This is a genomic window from Shewanella sp. HL-SH5, assembly GCF_051163755.1.
Taxonomy (GTDB): Bacteria; Pseudomonadota; Gammaproteobacteria; order Enterobacterales; family Shewanellaceae; genus Shewanella; species Shewanella glacialimarina.
The window spans coordinates 1,297,642-1,317,309 of record NZ_CP195038.1; the positions used below are offsets into that span (position 1 = coordinate 1,297,642).

The 19,668-nt window shown below is 41.0% G+C and carries 15 protein-coding genes; 10 read left to right on the forward strand and 5 right to left on the reverse strand.

Annotation, left to right across the window (positions count from 1 at the left end; genetic code table 11):
• Nucleotides 1–145: 145 nt before the first annotated feature.
• The 7 genes from ACRWQM_RS05615 (at nucleotide 146) to ACRWQM_RS05645 (ending at nucleotide 10,310) form a co-directional block, all read left to right on the forward strand.
• Nucleotides 146–4,540: a FimV/HubP family polar landmark protein gene (locus ACRWQM_RS05615; RefSeq protein ID WP_434931522.1), complete on the forward strand. Its 4,395-nt coding sequence runs from the start codon at nucleotides 146–148 to the stop codon at nucleotides 4,538–4,540.
• 94 nt (nucleotides 4,541–4,634) lie between these two features.
• Nucleotides 4,635–5,420 (forward strand): tRNA pseudouridine(38-40) synthase TruA, encoded by a 786-nt coding sequence (truA, locus tag ACRWQM_RS05620; RefSeq protein WP_226414479.1) that lies wholly within the window; start codon nucleotides 4,635–4,637, stop codon nucleotides 5,418–5,420.
• Between the two features lie 24 nt (nucleotides 5,421–5,444).
• Nucleotides 5,445–6,740: a bifunctional tetrahydrofolate synthase/dihydrofolate synthase gene (gene folC / locus ACRWQM_RS05625; RefSeq protein ID WP_434931523.1), complete on the forward strand. Its 1,296-nt coding sequence runs from the start codon at nucleotides 5,445–5,447 to the stop codon at nucleotides 6,738–6,740.
• Nucleotides 6,741–6,755: 15 nt separating this feature from the next.
• Entirely contained in the window at nucleotides 6,756–7,421 is a 666-nt protein-coding gene (dedD, locus tag ACRWQM_RS05630; RefSeq protein WP_434931524.1) for a cell division protein DedD, read from the forward strand.
• 202 nt (nucleotides 7,422–7,623) lie between these two features.
• Nucleotides 7,624–8,112, forward strand: a complete 489-nt coding sequence (locus ACRWQM_RS05635) for a CvpA family protein (protein WP_226414484.1) — start codon at nucleotides 7,624–7,626, stop codon at nucleotides 8,110–8,112.
• A gap of 35 nt (nucleotides 8,113–8,147) precedes the next feature.
• The gene (gene purF / locus ACRWQM_RS05640; RefSeq protein WP_434926653.1) at nucleotides 8,148–9,662 is read left to right on the forward strand and encodes an amidophosphoribosyltransferase; all 1,515 of its coding nucleotides are present in this window, start codon (nucleotides 8,148–8,150) and stop codon (nucleotides 9,660–9,662) included.
• 297 nt (nucleotides 9,663–9,959) lie between these two features.
• Nucleotides 9,960–10,310 carry a hypothetical protein gene (locus ACRWQM_RS05645; RefSeq protein WP_434926652.1) on the forward strand — a complete coding sequence of 117 codons (351 nt, stop codon included), beginning with the start codon at nucleotides 9,960–9,962 and terminating at the stop codon, nucleotides 10,308–10,310.
• 60 nt (nucleotides 10,311–10,370) lie between these two features.
• On the opposite strand, the gene mnmC is transcribed toward ACRWQM_RS05645, so the two are convergent.
• The gene (gene mnmC / locus ACRWQM_RS05650; RefSeq protein WP_434931525.1) at nucleotides 10,371–12,386 is read right to left on the reverse strand and encodes an FAD-dependent 5-carboxymethylaminomethyl-2-thiouridine(34) oxidoreductase MnmC; all 2,016 of its coding nucleotides are present in this window, start codon (nucleotides 12,384–12,386) and stop codon (nucleotides 10,371–10,373) included.
• Nucleotides 12,387–12,541: 155 nt separating this feature from the next.
• Between mnmC and fabB the strand changes: the two genes are divergently transcribed.
• Nucleotides 12,542–13,753, forward strand: coding sequence for a beta-ketoacyl-ACP synthase I (gene fabB, locus ACRWQM_RS05655; RefSeq protein WP_226414494.1), 1,212 nt, complete (start codon nucleotides 12,542–12,544; stop codon nucleotides 13,751–13,753).
• An 86-nt stretch (nucleotides 13,754–13,839) separates the two neighbouring features.
• Here the strand turns inward: fabB and ACRWQM_RS05660 are convergent, their stop codons facing one another.
• A complete protein-coding gene (locus ACRWQM_RS05660; protein WP_434926650.1) occupies nucleotides 13,840–14,436 on the reverse strand; it encodes a Yip1 family protein in 597 nt (198 codons plus the stop codon).
• A 333-nt stretch (nucleotides 14,437–14,769) separates the two neighbouring features.
• Here ACRWQM_RS05660 and miaE point away from each other — a divergent pair, with 333 nt between their 5' ends.
• Complete coding sequence (gene miaE / locus ACRWQM_RS05665; RefSeq protein ID WP_434931526.1) at nucleotides 14,770–15,534, forward strand: tRNA isopentenyl-2-thiomethyl-A-37 hydroxylase MiaE; 765 nt, start codon at nucleotides 14,770–14,772, stop codon at nucleotides 15,532–15,534.
• A gap of 112 nt (nucleotides 15,535–15,646) precedes the next feature.
• Here the strand turns inward: miaE and ACRWQM_RS05670 are convergent, their stop codons facing one another.
• Together ACRWQM_RS05670 and ACRWQM_RS05675 are read right to left on the reverse strand one after the other, a co-directional pair.
• Nucleotides 15,647–16,366, reverse strand: a complete 720-nt coding sequence (locus tag ACRWQM_RS05670) for a UDP-2,3-diacylglucosamine diphosphatase (protein ID WP_434931527.1) — start codon at nucleotides 16,364–16,366, stop codon at nucleotides 15,647–15,649.
• Complete coding sequence (locus ACRWQM_RS05675; protein WP_434931528.1) at nucleotides 16,366–16,857, reverse strand: peptidylprolyl isomerase; 492 nt, start codon at nucleotides 16,855–16,857, stop codon at nucleotides 16,366–16,368. Before ACRWQM_RS05675 ends, ACRWQM_RS05670 begins: the two co-directional genes overlap by 1 nt.
• A 142-nt stretch (nucleotides 16,858–16,999) precedes the next feature.
• Between ACRWQM_RS05675 and cysS the strand changes: the two genes are divergently transcribed.
• Complete coding sequence (gene cysS / locus ACRWQM_RS05680) at nucleotides 17,000–18,379, forward strand: cysteine--tRNA ligase (RefSeq protein WP_434931529.1); 1,380 nt, start codon at nucleotides 17,000–17,002, stop codon at nucleotides 18,377–18,379.
• 29 nt (nucleotides 18,380–18,408) lie between these two features.
• Here cysS and ACRWQM_RS05685 read toward each other — a convergent pair whose 3' ends face one another.
• Nucleotides 18,409–19,653 carry a CDP-glycerol glycerophosphotransferase family protein gene (locus ACRWQM_RS05685; RefSeq protein WP_434931530.1) on the reverse strand — a complete coding sequence of 415 codons (1,245 nt, stop codon included), beginning with the start codon at nucleotides 19,651–19,653 and terminating at the stop codon, nucleotides 18,409–18,411.
• Between the last annotated feature and the right edge of the window lie 15 nt (nucleotides 19,654–19,668).

Consider the following 19,668-nt stretch of genomic DNA (forward strand, 5'->3'; position numbering starts at 1 on the left):
TAGTCGTAAAAATGCCAAAATTTCATTAATCATCAATAATGTTAATAACAGTTAACGAAATTTTATAGCAAATAATTAACGATAAAAATGACCTAAAGCCAATTGTCACCATGACAAATGTTTCGTGCTAAAAGGGAAGGATTGAATGACATCTCGTACTTCATATTGGGTGGGCTTACTTTTATGTGCCACCACAGCAGTCTCAGGAATTCAACTTTTTGCTTCGGCTCAAGCCGATACGCTTAAAATAACCGGCCCTAATGGCGAAGTTAAACAGGCAAACCGGCAATATGGCCCAACGACCTCAGCCGATACTTTTTGGAGTATTGCTCAGAAGGTACGCCCTAATGACCAAGTTACCATTTATCAAGTTATGGCAGCATTATTTGATGCCAATCCCCAAGCATTTAGCGGAAATAATTTTAACACCTTAGAAAGAGGCATGATCCTAACTGTGCCTTCTGCAGAGGTAATGGCTGCTATTCCAAAGGAACAAGCTAAATTACGTGCAGAGCGCGACGATAGTGCAGTGAGAACTGTTGTTAAACAAACACCGCGTCCAGTTGCTACGCCAGTAAAAGTAGAACAAGCACCAGTACCAGAAAAACCACTGCAAATCATTGCTCAAACACCTGCCAAAATTAGCGAGGCAGAGCCCCTTAGCGCAGCTAAACAGAATGAGATTATTACCCTAAATAATCAGCTCGATAACGCAAATAATAAAACATTGATGCTGACAGATGAGCTTGCTAGAGCGCAAGACCAGTTGATGGCTACACGCAGTGATAATCAAATTTTAAAGCAAAAGTTAGCAGAACTAACTCAAAGCATTGGCCGTCTTGAAGAAGATTTACAGCTTTCAGGTGAAAAACAAGCACAGCTGATTGCTGACAATGAAGCGCTGGTTATTGAACTTGAAGAGGCTAATAAACCACCTGTAGAGCAACCCACTGATTTCTGGCGGAACTTAACCAGTAACACTGGGTTATTAATTGCAGCAGCAAGCTTGCCAATTTTATTAATCTTCGGCGTTATTGCTTTAATCATGCGTCGCCGTTCAAGTGCAAATACTGTAGAACCAGTTCAAACAGAAAATAAATTAGCCTCTAACACTGTTCCAAGCCGCACAGATAATGAAAATGGGGATGATCTTGAAGATCTTGCCATTCATCTTGATGGTGACGATGAAGAGTCCATCGATGATTTATTAGATTTAGACAGCTTAGATATGCAGTCAGACACTGATTTAGTGATTGATGATGACCAGATGGACATGGCATCTGAAATGTTTTTAACACAAGCTGAAGATGAAATTGATGTCACGCCTGAAGTCGAAGAGGAAGATGAAGGAACTTCACTTGATGATCTGTGGGCTGAAGCCATGGAAGAGCAGGATTCTGAGCTTGAACCACTTGAAACTGATGAAGATTTAGACAGTTTGTTGGCAGGCCTTGACGATGAAGAAATTGATGAGGCTTCTCCAGCAGCGCTAGAAGATGATTTAGACGCATTGCTTGCTAATCTTGATGGTGAAACTGATGAAGTCGATGCACCTGCCGAAATGCTACAAGATGATTTAGACGCATTGCTTGCTAATCTCGATGGTGAAACTGATGAAGTAGTTGCGCCTGTAGCCGCAGAGCCAGAAGATGATTTAGATGCATTACTCGCAAATCTTGATGTTGAACCTGAAAGCAGTTCTGTTGAAGATCCCCTTGCTGATCAACAAGACAACATTGATGAATTATTAGCAGGATTCGACTTACCTGATGAGGATGCTTCAAATGAGACTGCCTCTGAACTTAAAACTAATAATAGTATCGTCGATGAAAATACAGCTGGCGAAGATGATATCGACTCGCTATTAGCCAGTTTTGATCTTGATAATAAAACAGCAGATAAAGCTGATTTATCTGCCGAAATTGATAATGAAGATAACGATGATATCGATGCATTGCTAGCCAGTTTTGAGGCTGATGATGCCCCAGCAGAAACTGAGGCAACTCAAACTGAAAAAGAAACAGAAGATCTGACAGATGCTATTGCCGCTGAACTTGAGTCAGAAGATGAAGTTGATGCAAATGAAGTTAATACAGATGACGATGATATAAATGCACTGCTAGCCAGTTTTGAGGCTGAAGATGCCCCAGCAGAAACAGAAGCAACTGAAACTGGAAAAGAAACAGAAGATCTAGCAAATGAAATTGCCGCTGAACTTGAGTCTGATGATGAAGTTGATGCAAATGAAATTAATACAGATGACGACGATATAAACGCACTGCTAGCCAGTTTTGAGGCTGATGATGCCCCTGCAGAAACAGAAGCTACTGAAACTGAAATAGAAGATCTAGCAAATGAAATTGCCGCTGAACTTGAGTCTGATGATGAAGTTGATGCAAATGAAATTAATACAGATGACGATGATATAAACGCACTGCTAGCCAGTTTTGAGGCTGATGATGCCCCAGCAGAAACAGAAGCAACTGAAACTGAAAAAGAAACAGAAGATCTAGCAAATGCAATTGCCGCTGAACTTGAGTCAGATGATGAAGTTGATGCAAATGAAGTTAATACAGATGACGATGATATAAATGCACTGCTAGCCAGTTTTGAGGCTGATGATGCCCCAGCAGAAACTGAGGCCGAAGCTACTGAAACCGAAATAGAAGATCTGGCAAATGCAATTGCCGCAGAACTTGAGTCTGATGATGAAGTTGATGCAAATGAAGTTAATACAGATGACGATGATATAAATGCACTGCTAGCCAGTTTTGAGGTTGAAGATGCCCCAGCAGAAACAGAAGCAACTGAAACTGAAAAAGAAACAGAAGATCTGGCAAATGAAATTGCCGCAGAACTTGAGTCAGAAGATGAAGTTGATGCAAATGATGTTAATACAGATGACGATGATATAAATGCACTGCTAGCCAGTTTTGAGGCTGATGATGCCCCAGCAGAAACAGAAGCAACTGAAACTGAAAAAGAAACAGAAGATCTAGCTGATGCTATTGCCGCTGAACTTGAGTCAGATGATGAAGTTGATGCAAATGAAGTTAATACAGATGACGATGAAATAAATGCACTGCTAGCCAGTTTTGAGGCTGAAGATGCCCCTTCAGAAACAGAAGCTACTGAAACCGAAATAGAAGATCTTGCAAATGCAATTGCCGCTGAACTTGAGTCAGATGATGAAGTTGATGCAAATGAAATTAATACAGATGACGATAATATCGACGCACTGCTAGCCAGTTTTGAGGCTGAGGATGCTAAAACAGATCAAGACGCTGACGTTGTCGATGAGCTTGCTATAAACACATCAGCAAGCACAGCAGAAATTACATCAGAAGCTGCTGAAACTGAAACAGAAGCTATGGTTGATGCTATCGCCGCTGGATCTGAGTCTGATAAAGGTCACGTCAGTCTTACTGAAGATGAATTTCTTGAATTTGATGAGCTGCCAGAAAATACCCCACATTTAGACTCACTATTAGCCGAGCTCGAATCAGCAACCCTTGAAGATGAAGCGGAAGAATTTCTATCTTTTGATGAAGATGATGAGCTAGACGATGATGATTTATCAAACCTAATTAATGAACTTGAGCTGGCGAACGAAACCACTGAACAAGATGACTTGAGTTTTGATGCATTAGAATCAGAGCTTAATCAAGCTGCGTCTGCCGAGGTTAATAGTGACAAAAATCTAACAAAAAGCGATGACATTGATGATTCAATTTTAGCCGATGCCGAAAATGAGCTCGATGCTCTTTTAGCAGGAATGAGCGCTGAAGATGAGACGTTAAACGATGAGTTGAGCAATGATGCTCAAGAGTTAGATTTTTATGAGTCTGCGTTTGACAATACATCAGCACAAGTGAATAGCCCTGCAGAGCAGGTCACAGCTAAAGCTGAAAAAGACTCAAGATTTTTCAATGACTTAAAAGCAGCTAAAAAAGCACCTGCAGATTTATTGGATTGGGAAACTGATTTATTTAATCCTCCAGCCAAACTTGCAGCACCAACTGACAACCTTATTGATAACAGTAAGGACTTTTTAGTCGATGATGAAGATGTCGATTTCAGTGTAAATGACGATATTGATTTTAATATAGATGAAGACGAATTTGTCTTGTCAGATGATGGCTTGACCGTTGATGAGGCAATAGCGGCACTTGATGCAAAAGAGTCTAAATTAGCATCGCCACATATTACAGAGGCCGAACTAAGCAACTTTGAACGCGAGAATGGCTTTATTGATATCAATAAATTACTCAATGACGCAGATGAAGACGATAGCGTTGCCAGTGATAGATATAAAGAAATTGATGTTGATATGGGTGAGTTTGAATCACTTATTGGTAATGCCGATATGATCGATGTTGATGATGAAGAAAACTCCGTTAGCGCCAAGTTAGACTTGGCGCGTGCATACATCGAAATTGACGATGAAGACAATGCCAAAGCCTTATTAAAAGAAGTTCAAGCGAATGGAAATGATCGCCAACAAGCTGAAGCAAGTTCGTTGATGAAAAAGCTAACCTAAGCCTAAAATTACTATTTAAAACGGCGCTTAGACATGCGTCGTTTTTTTTATGCTAGAATGCGCGCCATTTTGATTTAAAGTGAAAGGTCAAGTTATGCGGATAGCGTTAGGTGTCGAATATGATGGCAGTAATTTTTTTGGTTGGCAGCGACAGGCCGAAGTCGATTCTGTACAGGAACAACTGGAAACAGCGCTTTCGTATATAGCCAATGCCCCGATTAGATTGCATTGCGCGGGTCGAACTGACTCAGGCGTTCATGGCACCGGTCAAGTAGTGCATTTTGATACCGACGTGATACGTCAAATGTCAGCGTGGACTTTAGGGGTAAATACTAAACTGCCTAACACTATTGCTGTGCGCTGGGCAAAAGAAGTCGATGACAGCTTTCATGCTCGCTATAGCGCCACGGCTAGACGCTATCGTTACATTATTTATAACCATTCACTTCGCGCTGGAGTACTGTCTCAAGGTGTTAGCCATTACCGTGGTGAAATTAACGAAACCTTAATGCACCAAGCTGCACAAACATTGCTAGGTGAACATGATTTTACTAGCTTTAGAGCGCTGCACTGTCAGTCTAAAACCCCTTATCGCACCGTGCATCATGTCAGCGTGACTCGTCAAGGCATGTATATTCTGGTTGATATTAAAGCTAATGCCTTTTTACATCATATGGTCAGAAATATTGTTGGATCTTTGATTGAAGTGGGCTTAGGTCATCAACCTATTAACTGGTTAGCGCAGTTATTACTCGAGAAAAATCGAAAATTAGCAGCGCCAACAGCCAAACCGAATGGTTTATACCTGGTTGACGTTTCTTACCCTGAGCAATATGATTTGCCTAAGTTGGCTTTAGGGCCATTGTTTATGCTTGATTAATAAAGACAAAGGCTGCCAACCGTGATGCACACAGATACAATTATTGCGCCCAATAAAGATGCTCATTTAGATGAGTGGCTAGACTATTTACTTGCGATACACCCTAGCGAAATAGATATGGGACTCGCCAGAGTTTCTATTGTTGCAGAGCGCTTAGCCTTAATTAATCTACAACCTGCACAGGTGATCACTGTAGCGGGAACCAATGGCAAAGGCACAACTTGTGCCATGTTAGAATCGATATTAATTCAAAGTGGCAAAACAGTTGGTGTATACAGCTCGCCACATTTACTCCGTTATAATGAGCGGGTCAGAATTAATCAGCAAGATTGCAGTGACGACCAATTCATTGCCGCATTTCAAGCCATTGAACAAGCTAGAGCAGAGATATCACTGACATTCTTTGAGTACGCCACTTTGGCAGGTTTATATTTATTTAAACATGCTCAGCTAGACGTGATTATTTTAGAGGTTGGTTTAGGCGGCCGTTTAGATGCTACCAATGTGATTGACTCAACCGCGACCATAATTACCTCCATAGATTTAGACCATCAAGAATACTTAGGTGATACCCGAGAGCTGGTTGGGCGTGAAAAAGCGGGTGTGTGTCGCAGTGAGTGTATCAGCATAATAGGTGAACCCAATTTACCGCAGTCGGTAGTTGATTATGCACAACAAATTAGTTGCCAGCTTATCAGAGTAGGGCACGAGTTTGATTATCAGCTTAATAATGATAACTGGACTTTCTCTACTCATATAACACAATCTCCAGCATTGACATTGCCTACATTGCCATTAGCGAATGCGGCCTGTGTGGTCGCACTTATGGATAAGCTTTGGCCTGAAATAGATTATGCAACGATTAACAAAGGCCTTGAGTTGGCAAGTTTACCGGGCCGTTTGGAGTGCGTTAACCAAATACCGTTAGTCTTGGTTGATGTTGCACATAATCCACATGCGGCAAAATATCTTGCTGAACAGCTACACAAAAAAATAGCCATATCAGGCAAAATTGTTGCCATTTGTGGCATGTTAAAAGATAAAGATATATCAGGCGTTTTTGCAGAACTTGTTGATGTAGTGAATCACTGGAATATGGTGACACTATCGACTGAGCGTGGTGCTAGCTCAGCGCAATTGATAGCTTTAATGGAGCCCATTGCACAAAATCAGCTAGATCATAGTGCCGCTTTTGAATTGAATGCTTTTAATAATATGAATGAGGCCTGGACAGCGGTAAATGCTACTATTGAGCCTAATGATGTGGTAATTGTATTCGGCTCTTTTTATACTGTCGCTGCTTTTAAATTGTTAATGTAACACTGGGATAAAATCTTGAAACTTCAATTTCAAAACCGTTTGGTTGGAACTATAGTGCTTGTTGCCCTTGGGGTAATCTTCTTACCTGATCTTTTAGACGGTAAAAAAGCCAAAGTAGTCGAAGAGTTTACTGAAATACCTTTACGTTCAGCGCCTCTAGTTCAGAGCAAGCCATTAACACCAGATGATTTTGAAGTCCTTGATGTTGCCAGTGTCGATATTGTTGGTGACGATGATGAATCTCGAGTGGATCCTGATGTGGTTCCTTTAGGTAATGATGCAGCAGAACCTGTAGCCAAAGAGCCAGCGGCAAAAAAAGTGATTGAGACCGCCAAAGCTCAACCTAAAGCTGTTCCAAGTAAACCTGCAGTCGAAAAAGTCGTACCAAAGCCTGCTCCTAAGCCAGTTGCTAAAGCAGTATCAAGCCCAATTAAGTCCGGTTATACCTTACAATTGGGTGGATTTAATAGTGCGACTAATGTTAATGCGCTAATCGCTAAACTTAGACTGTCAGGCTATACCGCCTATACTTTGCCTGAAAAACCGGTCGAGGGATCATTAACCCGCGTATTTGTTGGCCCTGAAGTGTCAAAGGATAAGCTTGAAGCTCGTCAAACTGCAATAGCGAAACTGACAGGGTTAAAAGGTAAAATTATCGCTTATGATCCAATGGACAATTAATCTTAGTCAATATTTATACTGAGTTGCTCTATGCGGCCATTCATTGATTGCATAGATTTTTTTACTTAGATTGATAATTTATCTGTTGTAGAAATTGATTGTTCTGATTCATGTATGATTAATTTAGTCGATCGGGGGTGAGAAAAGTCTTCACCTCTGTTAGAATCGCGCCGTCTTAGTGCTTACCCGGATCCCCATCTCAATGGTTTGGATTGATTACGCAATTATTATTGTTATTAGCTTATCTACCATCATTAGTTTAGTGCGTGGATTTGCCAAAGAAGCCATGTCGTTAGTGGTATGGTTTGCGGCTTTTTTTATCGCCAGTCAATTTTATCTCGACCTTGCTGTTCATCTTACGCAAATGCAAGATGCAATGGTGCGTAATGGTGTCGCAATTGCCATTCTTTTTATTGCGACGCTTATTATTGGTGCACTTGTTAATTATCTTTTAGGTCAACTCGTTGCTAAAACTGGACTGTCAGGTACCGATAGAGTACTTGGTTTGTGTTTTGGTGCTATTCGCGGGGCGTTAATCGTCAGCGCGTTACTCTTTTTTATGGATGCGTTTACTGGTTTTCCTTCAACCGATTGGTGGAAGGCATCAGTGCTCGTGCCCGAATTTGGTGTGGTTATTCAATGGTTTTTTGACTACTTGGAAAATACATCAAGCTTTGTACCCAAAATCTAAAACAATAAAACACCTTACAGTAAGGAACCTTACCCATGTGTGGTATCGTCGGAATAGTAGGCAAGTCTACAGTTAATCAAACGATTTATGATGCGCTGACAGTGCTTCAACATCGTGGACAAGACGCAGCAGGTATTGTAACCGTTGACGTAAATGCATTTCGTTTACGCAAAGCAAATGGTTTGGTTAAAGATGTATTTGAACCAAAACATATGCAACGTTTACAAGGCAATGCTGGTATCGGCCACGTACGTTACCCAACTGCAGGTAGCTCAAGCGCGTCTGAAGCTCAACCGTTTTACGTTAACTCACCGTTTGGTATTTCATTGGCTCACAATGGTAATTTAACCAATACTACTGAATTAGCTGCAAGCTTAATAACCAAACGTCGTCATATCAATACCACTTCAGATTCTGAAATTTTATTGAATTTGTTAGCCGATGAGTTGCAAGAAACCCGCAGCTTAACGCTATCAGCAGACGAAGTTTTTGACGCTATTAGTAAAGTTCATGCTCAAACCCGTGGTGCTTATGCGGTTGCAGCAATGATCATTGGCCAGGGCTTAGTGGCATTTCGTGATCCTTTTGGCATTCGACCATTAGTATTAGGCAAGCACGAAACCGCATCTGGCACTGAATACATGGTTGCATCTGAAAGCGTTGCTTTAGACGCCGTTGGTTTTGAAGTGATGCGTGACGTTGCTCCTGGTGAAGCGATTTACGTGACTCTTGATGGTCAATTATTTACTCGTCAATGTGCTGTTAACCCAAGTTATTCGCCATGTATTTTCGAGTTTGTTTATTTTGCACGTCCTGACTCGACTATCGATAATATTTCGGTATATGCAAGTCGTGTAAATATGGGCACCAAGTTAGGCGAAAAGATCAAAAAAGAATGGGACGAACACGACATTGACGTGGTTATTCCTATTCCTGAAACCTCATGTGATGTAGCACTTGAAATCGCTCGCCATATGGACTTACCGTATCGCCAGGGTTTTGTTAAAAACCGCTATATTGGCCGAACATTCATCATGCCAGGCCAACAAGAGCGTAAAAAATCAGTACGCCGTAAACTGAACGCCATTAATGCCGAGTTTAAAGGTAAGAATGTGTTATTGGTTGATGACTCTATTGTACGTGGTACGACTTCAGAACAGATTATCGAAATGGCACGCGATGCAGGGGCTAAGAAAGTGTACTTTGCTTCAGCAGCGCCTGAAATCCGTTTCCCGAACGTTTATGGTATTGATATGCCAACCACCAATGAGCTAATTGCCCATGGTCGTGATGCGGATGAAATTGCCAAGCTTATCGGTGCCGACGGTATTATTTTCCAGGATTTAACTGACTTGATTGAAGCTGTTAGAATGGAAAACCCAGAAATTAAACGTTTTGAAACATCGGTATTTGATGGTCATTATATTACTAATGATGTTGATCAAGCATATTTAGATCACATTATGCAGTTACGTAATGATGATGCTAAAGCGAATCGAACCAAAGATATCGGCACTAATTTAGAAATGCACAATGAGTGTCATCCTTAAGTTAAATCGTTAGTCGATTGAATGCTAAAAGCCTGCGAAAATGCAGGCTTTTTGTTACACGGGCATTGATTTAACGCTTTAATTTACATTTTTAAAAGTGAATGAGTGGAAGCTTATTGAAATAGACTTTCAAAGAGCTTTGTTAAAACAGCAGTAAGTTGATTTAAATTTTCTAAAAGTATGTTTAAGTCTTTATTAATTAAAACATGCTTTTAATTTGAATCGATAACCAAAGTTAGTTAGCCTTTATAATTTTATTACATCATAAAAGAGCATTGATTTACCTCTAGGAATAATATGAAACTTATCGTTAAGGTTGTCATTTCCACATTCGTTATTGCTTGTTTTGCCTATTACGGAAGCTTATTTGTTATGCCTAGTGTAACCATCGAAAATCATTCAGCGTCAGCCATCAAACAAATAGAAGTTGCTCTACCAAGCTCAAACTTAAACTTTGGGGCGATTAATGACGGTGAGAAAAATACTTTATATTATTCACTGGAACAAAATGATGGTATGTACCGCTATCAATTTGAAAATGAAAACTCTGCTGTTTATAACGGCAGTTGCGGTTACGTGACGAGTAATGAGCTTCATAAGCGGTTCATCATCACGATTAATAAAAACAATCAGGTCATTTGCCGCTAGGTATACGGGAGGCGATGATTGAACCATAGCCTTAACCGGTTGAAGCAAGCAACACTCAATTTATATCGCTTTGCCTTTGAGTAATTTTCGCATCCACATTCGATTAGGGCTCAGCAGGGTTTGTGTTTCAAGATTAATAGGCATGATTTCACCGCATAGGCTTGCAGCCAGACACTCGGCAACTAAGGGCGCTGAACTTAACCCCCGAGAGCCAAATCCGCCTAAAACAAATAACCCATCATGAATAGGAGCTGGTGTCGTTTGCCAGTATTGTTGCCATAAACTGGGTTTATCTTTGCTGGCTTGTTGAGTTTGGTAGCGTTTATTTAATTCTGCCATATCAGTTGCATAACCCATTACCGGAAAATGGTCGCGACTGACCATTCTAATACCGACACGGGCTTCATTTTTACTCACATCGATATCGTCTGGCCAACTTACATCAGCAAAGCTTTGGCTCATTTTCTTACCGTTTTCTTGTTGTTCAGTCGGACAAAAATCTAAATGTTGAGGATTTTTGACATAACTGGCGCCGACACAGTGAAGTTCTTCATAAACCGGGGTTAAGTAGCCATTGGCGCAAATCACCGTTTTTAGACTGGCAAGTGTTCCTTGTGAAGGTACATGGCTGACCTGTCCCCTGAAGCCGCTGAGCGGGATCTCACGGGTTTGTTGATAACGGGTTAAATTTGCACCATTGGCAACGACTAACTGCTGGTGAAAGGCGATAGGTGAGTCTTGTTCGTTACACAGTTGCTCGCCAGAAAATAATTCCCAACCTTGCGCTGTTTGTTTGATAGATTCAATATTGCAGTTCATCTTTATGGTGATATTGCCAATAGCGATAGCATGATCTAATGAGGCTTTGGCAAATTCATAGGGGCAAATCCAGCCTCCTAAAGGGTAAAACAAACCTGTTTGCTTTATTTCTACACCGGCAATGTCGCTCGCTTGATTTGCCGATACCGGACGAGCAATATCATCAGGCCAGTCCTGGCCTTTGATTATTTTATCCAGCCGCGCTTTGCTGCGTTCATCAAAACCTGTGTGAAGTACACCACAGAAGCCATGACTAACGTTATAACCTTGACTGGTTAAACGTTGAATCCGCTGACGACTATACAAAAAAGCCTGTTGAAAAAATTGACTTAATGCATCATTTTCGGGTGTGAGCAAAGGATAAATGGCACCTTGTCTATTGCCTGATGCACCTTGACCAATCTCTTCGTCCTGACAATAAAGCACCACGCTTTTGCCTCTTTCAGCTAACGATAAAGCGAGTGAAGCACTGGCTATACCGCCACCAATAATTCCTATGTGCTGATTAATTGATGCAGGCGTAAGCGGACCTTGATAGGCGAAAGTAGCTTGTTGTTGATGCCTTAATGCTTGTCGCTCTTGGCAAGCAATCGTATCAACAGCGTTAGTCGATGTGGTTGGCCCAGTTACTTCCTGAGTGATTGAAGCAGTGGTTTGCTCCGTCAATAACTTAAACCCAGCCTGAGCAATAGCTGTTTGCAGTGAATAGAAAAATGGATCCGTTGGCGTGATTGGTTTGTCGTAAATACTGATTGCCGTATTATTATGGCTAAGTCTGCCGAGTTGCCAAACATTGGCTATCTGGTAAAAGTGATCCCTTAATAAGGGCGTCATCGTATCGGAACAGGCAAACCAATGGTGAACCTTATGTTGAATATTGGCTACGCTTGATAATTGCAGCTCAGTGCGACTAAAGTAGCAGTCTATTGAAATATCATCTCGAATATTAATGCGCTGACAGCCTTCAATCGGCGCAATGGCAATATCTAAAATAAAATCGCATAATATTTGTTTAAAATGTAACATAAAAGCATTAAATTCAGCTTGTTGCTCTTTGCTATGATGAGTAAATAAACTCACATGCAAACGACCATGTTGCCAGGCTGGGCTGGTTTGTTTTAATTGTGTAAATGCACCCACTAAATCATTAATATGTGACGGTTCAGCTAGGCCTAAATGTCCAACATGGATCAGCTTTGTTTCTGTATCAAGTTGTTTTATAAGCCGCTGGAGATAATTCAGATAATGATTTACCATGAATAAATTGGTGCTTTTACTCAAAATAGTTTACTCAAACAGGAATAATTAACATTATTTTACCTGTGTTTATGGAAAGCTGACCACTTAAATGCCGTAAAACAGATATTATTGCCGCAATTAAGTGCCGACATCTACTAAATGGATATCAAATAATGAAAAGAGTCGTGATCACCGGGCTAGGTATAGTTTCAAGTATCGGTAACAATAAGCAAGAAGTGTTAGATTCACTTAAAGCGGGTCGCAGTGGCATTACCCATTCAGCGCAGTTTGAAGAAATGAAGTTACGTAGCCACGTTTGGGGTGATATTAAAATCAACCCAGCAGACCATATTGACCGTAAAGCACTACGTTTTATGGGCGATGCCGCGGCTTATGCTTATATCGCGATGCAAGAAGCGATTGCTGATGCTAATTTAACTGAAGAGCAGTATTCACATGACCGTGTTGGATTAGTGGTTGGTACCGGTGGTGCGTCTTCTTCAAACCAAGTACAAGCCGCTGACACCTTACGCGAAAAAGGCGTCAAACGTGTCGGGCCTTATATAGTGCCACGCATTATGTCTAGCACTGCTAGCGCGTGCCTAGCAACGCCGTTTAAAATCAGAGGCGTTAACTACTCTATCAGTTCTGCCTGCGCAACATCTTCCCACTGTATCGGCCATGCCGTTGAGCTTATCCAAATGGGTAAGCAAGACATGGTATTTGCTGGTGGTTCTGAAGAAGTTGATTGGACACTGACCATGGGCTTTGATGCTATGGGAGCGCTATCGACTAAATATAATGATAACCCAACCAAAGCATCGCGCACCTATGATGCAGACCGTGATGGTTTTGTGATTTCTGGCGGCGGCGGCATAGTCGTTGTTGAAGAGTTAGAGCATGCTTTAGCCCGAGGCGCAAAAATCTATGCTGAGGTTATTGGCTATGGCGCATCGTCAGACGGTTACGACATGGTTGCACCATCAGGCGAGGGTGCGGTTCGTTGTATGAACCTAGCACTAGCGGATGTTGATACACCAATTGATTATGTTAATTCCCATGGCACATCTACTCCAGTGGGTGATGTTCGTGAATTAGAAGCACTACGTGCGGTATTTAAAGATAAAATGCCTCCTGTTGCATCAACTAAGTCACTTACAGGTCATGCACTAGGCGCTGCGGGCGTGCATGAAGCGATTTACAGTATGTTGATGATGGAAAATAACTTTATTGCACCAAGTATCAATATTGATAACATTGATGAGCAAGCGAAAGATATTCCTATTGTTCGCGAGTTACGTGAAGCTAACTTAACCACAATTATGAGCAATAGCTTTGGTTTTGGTGGCACAAATGCCACATTGGTTATGCGTAAATATAAGTAACTTCTTACAGTTTACCCAATAAAAAACCAGTCGTTAGACTGGTTTTTTTTATTGCTATAGCTTGGGTAGCTAATTAAATACTTAATCTATTGCATCATGGGGCCAAAGCCTAAGCTCCATAAAATAACGCTTGAACCCATCAACGCGACCAGTAAGACCAAACCTGCCGTCACTACCGAACTGGCATAGATAAAGCCTTTTTCTTCTGGAATGTTCATTATTATCGGAACACCGGCATAAAGTAGATATACAGAGTAGGCTAAACCGAATAAACCGACGACCATAATAAACCATAGTACCGGATATAAAGCGGCTAAGCCGACCATAAATAAAGGTGTTGCGGTATAGGATGCTAGTTCAACCGCTTGGGTATAAGTTGGGTCGGCATCAAATGTTTTACCCATCCAGTAGGCCAGATATGCTAAGGCCAGCACGCCAGCAATAAGGCCAAAGTACATTCCAACAGACATTATCATCGCACTTTCACTGGTTAGAAATAAGGCCTCCCCAGCACCAGGGTTCCAACCAATATGTGCGGTTGCAAAATATGCACATATCGCAGGGATGAGGGCAATAAGCAGTACATGACTAAGGCTGCTTTTAAGTGCCTCATGATTTTTTTCGATTGTTTGCCACTCTTGTTTTGGATGAGTGTAAAGCCCCATTAAGTGATTCAGTATCATTATTGTTATCCTTGTTTAGCACATTACAACAAGCTCGCCAAACTACAGACGAACTGACTACAGCTCTTTACAATCGCCTTAATCAGTCCTGCATATACTTAACACTACAAAACTGAGTAGTAATATTGCTAAGTAATAACCTCATTCCTAATTTGAAGTCTATCTATTAAGGTAATTGAATGCGCTTGTTAACATTAAGTTAAAACTTACTACGCACAAGACTATTTATTGAACATAAATGGCATTTCGTCAAGCGGTATTATGTATTTGTGTTCATAAAAAAAATATCTGCAGGTAAGATAGTCACAGATACTTGATAGGATAATGGGCTTTATGCAGCAACTACTTGCACCAATTAATGAGTTTTTAGGTTGTGAAACCCCAAACAGTTGGATTGAACACGCCAGACAACCGCAACAATTAACGGATTTGTTAATCGACCACTGTAACTGTGAGTTAAAAGCGGCTCAAACTGCGATGATGATGGTGCGTAAATATGCGATTGATAAAAGCAGCGCAAATATATTAAAAATCTGGGCTAAACCCTATGAAGATTTTGTCTATAGCCAAGCCCGCGATGCCAATGCTTTTCTTAACCGTGATGTGAAAAAGAATGACATTACTAATGAGTTAGTGGCTAACCATCGTTTAAGTATTAGCGCTGATTTATTATCAAAAATGATTAAGTTGATTAAAGAAGAGTTTCATCACTTTGAGCAAGTGCTGCAAATAATGACGGCTAGAGGCATTGATTATAGCAATATGCGTGCAGGTACCTATGCCAAACAGCTCATTAGCCATGTACGCACCCATGAACCACTCACTATCGTCGACAAGCTAATAGTCGGTGCATTTATTGAGGCTCGCTCATGTGAGCGATTTGCTAAAATCGCCCCTCACTTAGATGATGAACTGGGTAAGTTTTATATTTCTTTGTTGCGTTCAGAAGCGCGTCACTATCAAGATTATTTATCACTTGCTCAAGATGTAGCGGGTGAGGATATCAGTGAGCGTATCGCGTATTTCAGGGTGCAAGAAGCGGCATTGATTATGGCCGATGATACCGAGTTTCGATTTCACAGTGGCGTGCCAGTGTAGTTATACGTCACTATACACAGCTCTTATAATGTTTTGGTGCGCGATTGAGTTAAATACATCATTAGCAAAAAATAAAATAGGTCGGTGTTTTGAGCCAGTGTTTGATGTTGAATTAATTTTCAATAAAAGGCAATTGCACCAATTCACAACCTGATTTATCAACCATTAATACACTGCCTTGGGTATACCAGTCGCCAACAACAACTCGCTTTTTGCCTTGGGCTAGTAAGTGAATGTTAGGGCGATGAGTGTGACCATGTATCATAAGATCACAACCGGTTTCAGCAAGTAAACGCTGAACAGCACTTGGCTCAACATCCATAATTTCATAATGTTTTTGCTGATTGCCCGTTTGACTTTTTTGCCTGATTTTAGCGGCAATATTTAGGCGGGTCTGTTTAGGTAGGTGTGAATAAATCCAACGGACTATGGTTAGGCTGCGAAAGCGTCTAAAGCGCTGGTAACCAATGTCTAAAGTACATAAGCTATCGCCATGCAAAATAACCGTTGAGTTGTCATAAAGATTGGTTTTATACACATCGGGTAATAAGGTCATGCCTGCATTGCGACAAAATGCCTTACCGACCATAAAGTCTCGATTACCCTGGGTAAAAAAAACCGGTATGTGCTGAGATACTTGATTTATCGCATTAGCAATATCGACGGTATATGTTTCGGCAATATCATCACCCATCCACACTTCGAACAAGTCGCCAATAATGTAAAGTGCTTCTACATTATCTAAGCCTTGTTTGAGAAACTGCAAGAATGCCTGGGTGATGTCAGGGCGATCTGCACTTAAATGCAAATCACCCACAAAAGCGGTACGCATTACTTAACAGATACGCTTTGAATAACAATCGCTTCTAATGGTACATCTTGATGCATACCACGGTTACCTGTGGCGACCACTTTCATTTTTTCAATGATGTCTAAACCTTCAACCACTTCACCAAATACGCAGTAACCCCAGCCTTGAGACGTTTCTGACTTAAAATCAAGGAATGTATTGTCATTGACGTTGATAAAGAATTGCGCTGTAGCTGAATGAGGATCAGAAGTACGTGCCATAGCTACCGTACCTTTGCGGTTTGATAAGCCATTGCTTGCTTCGTTTTTAATTGAAGCATTGACACGTTTTTGATCCATTTCTTCAGTAAAACCACCGCCCTGGATCATAAACCCATCAATTACACGGTGAAAAACAGTGCCTTCGTAAAAGCCTTCTTCTACGTATTTCATGAAGTTAGCCGCTGTTACCGGGGCTTTTTCAGCATCAAGTTGTAAGCTAATGTCACCAAGGTTGGTATGTAAAGTAATCATGAAGTCTCACTTAAATAAAATAATTTGCGGCGATTCTAACTTATCTTGATTGCTGCTTAAAGCATTGTGTTCAAAAGCGTGTCCATCATGCTAGAATCGCTAGGAATTATTTTTCGATTAATATGCTTAAAAGAGAACTTCGATGTTAAAGATTTACAACAGTATGAGCCGCGATAAACAAGAATTTAAGCCGATAACACCAGGTAAAATTGGAATGTATGTTTGTGGCATAACTATCTATGACTTATGTCATATCGGTCATGGCCGTACCTTTGTATCTTTTGACATGATAGTACGTTATTTACGTTACATAGGTTACGAGGTTAATTTTCAACGTAATATTACCGATGTTGACGATAAAATTATTCAGCGCGCCAACGAGAATAACGAATCTTGCGATGCGTTAACAGAGCGTTTGACCGCTGAAATGCATAAAGATTTTGATGCACTCAACATGGTGCGTCCTGATTTTGAGCCAAAAGCCACATTGCACATGCCTGAAATTATTGAAATGGTGCAGCGTTTATTAGACCGTGGTCATGCTTATGTTGCCCCGGATGGCGATGTATTATTCAGTGTTGCATCTTACAAAGATTATGGCCGTTTATCTGGGCAAAACTTAGACCAGTTGCAAGCTGGTGCTCGTGTAGAAGTGGATCAAAGTAAGCAAAATCCGATGGATTTTGTGCTATGGAAAATGTCAAAGCCGGGTGAACCAACATGGGATTCGCCATGGGGCTCAGGTCGTCCAGGTTGGCATATTGAATGTTCAGCCATGAACAGCAAGCACTTAGGGACGCATTTTGATATTCATGGCGGTGGCTCAGATTTACAATTCCCACACCATGAAAATGAAATAGCCCAGTCCTGCTGTGCCCATGACACGCCTTATGTAAACTACTGGATGCACTCAGGCATGGTGATGATAGATCGTGAAAAGATGTCTAAGTCATTAGGCAATTTTTTTACCATTCGTGATGTATTAGCGCATTACGACCCTGAAACTGTGCGTTATTTCTTGTTGTCAGGCCATTATCGTAGTCAGCTAAATTATTCTGAAGATAATTTAAAACAGGCCCGTGCCGCATTAGAGCGCTTATACACCGCGCTAAAGGATTTAGACTTAACCGTTGAGGCTGCGCCAGCCACAGAGTACGTCGCTAAGTTTAAATCAGCTATGGACGATGACTTTAATACCCCTGAAGCCTACTCAGTACTATTTGATATGGTGCGTGAAATCAACCGTCTTAAGTTAACAGATATGGCCGCAGCTTCGGCATTGGGTGTTAGCCTTCAACAGTTAACCTCAGTATTAGGTATTGTCAGCCAAACTCCGGACGCTTTCTTCAAAGGTGAGGGTACTGATTATGAAGTGGCTGAAATTGAAGCCTTGATTGTTGAGCGTAACCGCGCTCGTACAGAAAAAGATTGGCCAGCAGCGGACGTTGCACGCGATCGCTTAAACGAGCTTGGCGTCGTGTTAGAAGATGGCCCAAGTGGCACTTCATGGCGTAAAAAGTAATTAGATTGCTGACAAAATAAGCCTGCTAATTAAGCAGGCTTTTTTGTGGCTGCAATTTGCTCATTTTGAACAAAGGCATCTAAGCAATCTAAACCACTGCGGCTTTGATATTGCCAAAAGGTATTGATTAAACGACTTCTGGCTGAGTCTTTAATAGTGTTCTGTACTTTACTGTCAGTTAAATCATAGCGCTGATCAGCAAATTCAATTAAATAATCCTGTAAATCACTAAAGATGAATAAATTGATGCCTGCCTTAGGTAATTCAGCCACATAGGGGTATTCACTGCGACATTCTGCTTGATAGTGTGCTTTATCAAATAAGAAAAACGCAATGTCACATGGGTATTGCAGGGCATCAATATAGATAGATGAATAGTCTGTTATTAACAAATCAATTTTCTCCAGAATGCCGTAAATATCATCCCAAAAAGTGACATTAATAATATTCGGATACTGGCTTAGCTCAGTCGCAAGATGCGCTTCATTTGGATGTAACCTTATCAACAAGCATTGATTCGACTGTTGTAATTGTGCTGACAAGCATTCAAAGTCGATGGCTTGAGTATAAATGTTGGCAGCGTTATCTAAATGGCTGTCGCGCCATGACGGCGCATATAGGATAACTTGCTGCGTGTTTAACGGCAGCTGAAGTTGCAACCAATCTTCACTTTTATAACGCTGATAATAGTCGGTGCGTGGATTGCCACAGGTTAAAAACTGCTCATCGTTAATTCTAAAGCTACTAGCAAACAGTTTTTTAACCGTATCGCTGGGAGCTATCATTAAGTTTGGGCGGACATATTGTTGATGATACAGGGCTTTAGCAATGAACTTTTGGCTGATATTTTGCGGATGATAAACCTGAAATAGTGGGCCATTACTGATATCAAATTCGATTTGTTTTAATGGCGAACCGTGCCATAAGTTAATTTTAACAGCGCCTTTGGCGAGGTATTGATTAACATCGCCAATATAGGTGTTATACACATAATACTTAGCGGTTGCACTATGCCACACACCTAACCGTGACCATCTTAAATAGGCTTCATATCCCTCATCTTGCAAACGCTTAACTATGTGTTTATCAGCGGATATCCAAATAGCGCGGATGGTTTGTTGTTGCTGCCAGTGTAAAAATAAGTATTTACTGTTATCGGCAAATTTATCTTTATAACAGCCCATCACCGCTTTGTGACCTCTTGGAGTCAAGCCTGAAAGAGTATAAATAAGCTGCGTGATAGCAAAGCGTATAAACAGTAAAATACCTTTCATGACCGTTATCCAAAT

Excerpts from the sequence above, each read along its gene's own strand:
- ACRWQM_RS05660 (WP_434926650.1), bottom strand. The coding sequence starts at position 14,436 with ATGATACTGAATCACTTAATGGGGCTTTACACTCATCCAAAACAAGAG.
- mnmC (WP_434931525.1), bottom strand. The coding sequence starts at position 12,386 with ATGGTAAATCATTATCTGAATTATCTCCAGCGGCTTATAAAACAACTT.
- ACRWQM_RS05670 (WP_434931527.1), bottom strand. The coding sequence starts at position 16,366 with ATGCGTACCGCTTTTGTGGGTGATTTGCATTTAAGTGCAGATCGCCCT.
- ACRWQM_RS05615 (WP_434931522.1), top strand. The coding sequence starts at position 146 with ATGACATCTCGTACTTCATATTGGGTGGGCTTACTTTTATGTGCCACC.
- folC (WP_434931523.1), top strand. The coding sequence starts at position 5,445 with ATGCACACAGATACAATTATTGCGCCCAATAAAGATGCTCATTTAGAT.
- ACRWQM_RS05635 (WP_226414484.1), top strand. The coding sequence starts at position 7,624 with ATGGTTTGGATTGATTACGCAATTATTATTGTTATTAGCTTATCTACC.
- miaE (WP_434931526.1), top strand. The coding sequence starts at position 14,770 with ATGCAGCAACTACTTGCACCAATTAATGAGTTTTTAGGTTGTGAAACC.
- purF (WP_434926653.1), top strand. The coding sequence starts at position 8,148 with ATGTGTGGTATCGTCGGAATAGTAGGCAAGTCTACAGTTAATCAAACG.
- ACRWQM_RS05685 (WP_434931530.1), bottom strand. The coding sequence starts at position 19,653 with ATGAAAGGTATTTTACTGTTTATACGCTTTGCTATCACGCAGCTTATT.
- truA (WP_226414479.1), top strand. The coding sequence starts at position 4,635 with ATGCGGATAGCGTTAGGTGTCGAATATGATGGCAGTAATTTTTTTGGT.
- ACRWQM_RS05645 (WP_434926652.1), top strand. The coding sequence starts at position 9,960 with ATGAAACTTATCGTTAAGGTTGTCATTTCCACATTCGTTATTGCTTGT.
- ACRWQM_RS05675 (WP_434931528.1), bottom strand. The coding sequence starts at position 16,857 with ATGATTACTTTACATACCAACCTTGGTGACATTAGCTTACAACTTGAT.
- fabB (WP_226414494.1), top strand. The coding sequence starts at position 12,542 with ATGAAAAGAGTCGTGATCACCGGGCTAGGTATAGTTTCAAGTATCGGT.
- cysS (WP_434931529.1), top strand. The coding sequence starts at position 17,000 with ATGTTAAAGATTTACAACAGTATGAGCCGCGATAAACAAGAATTTAAG.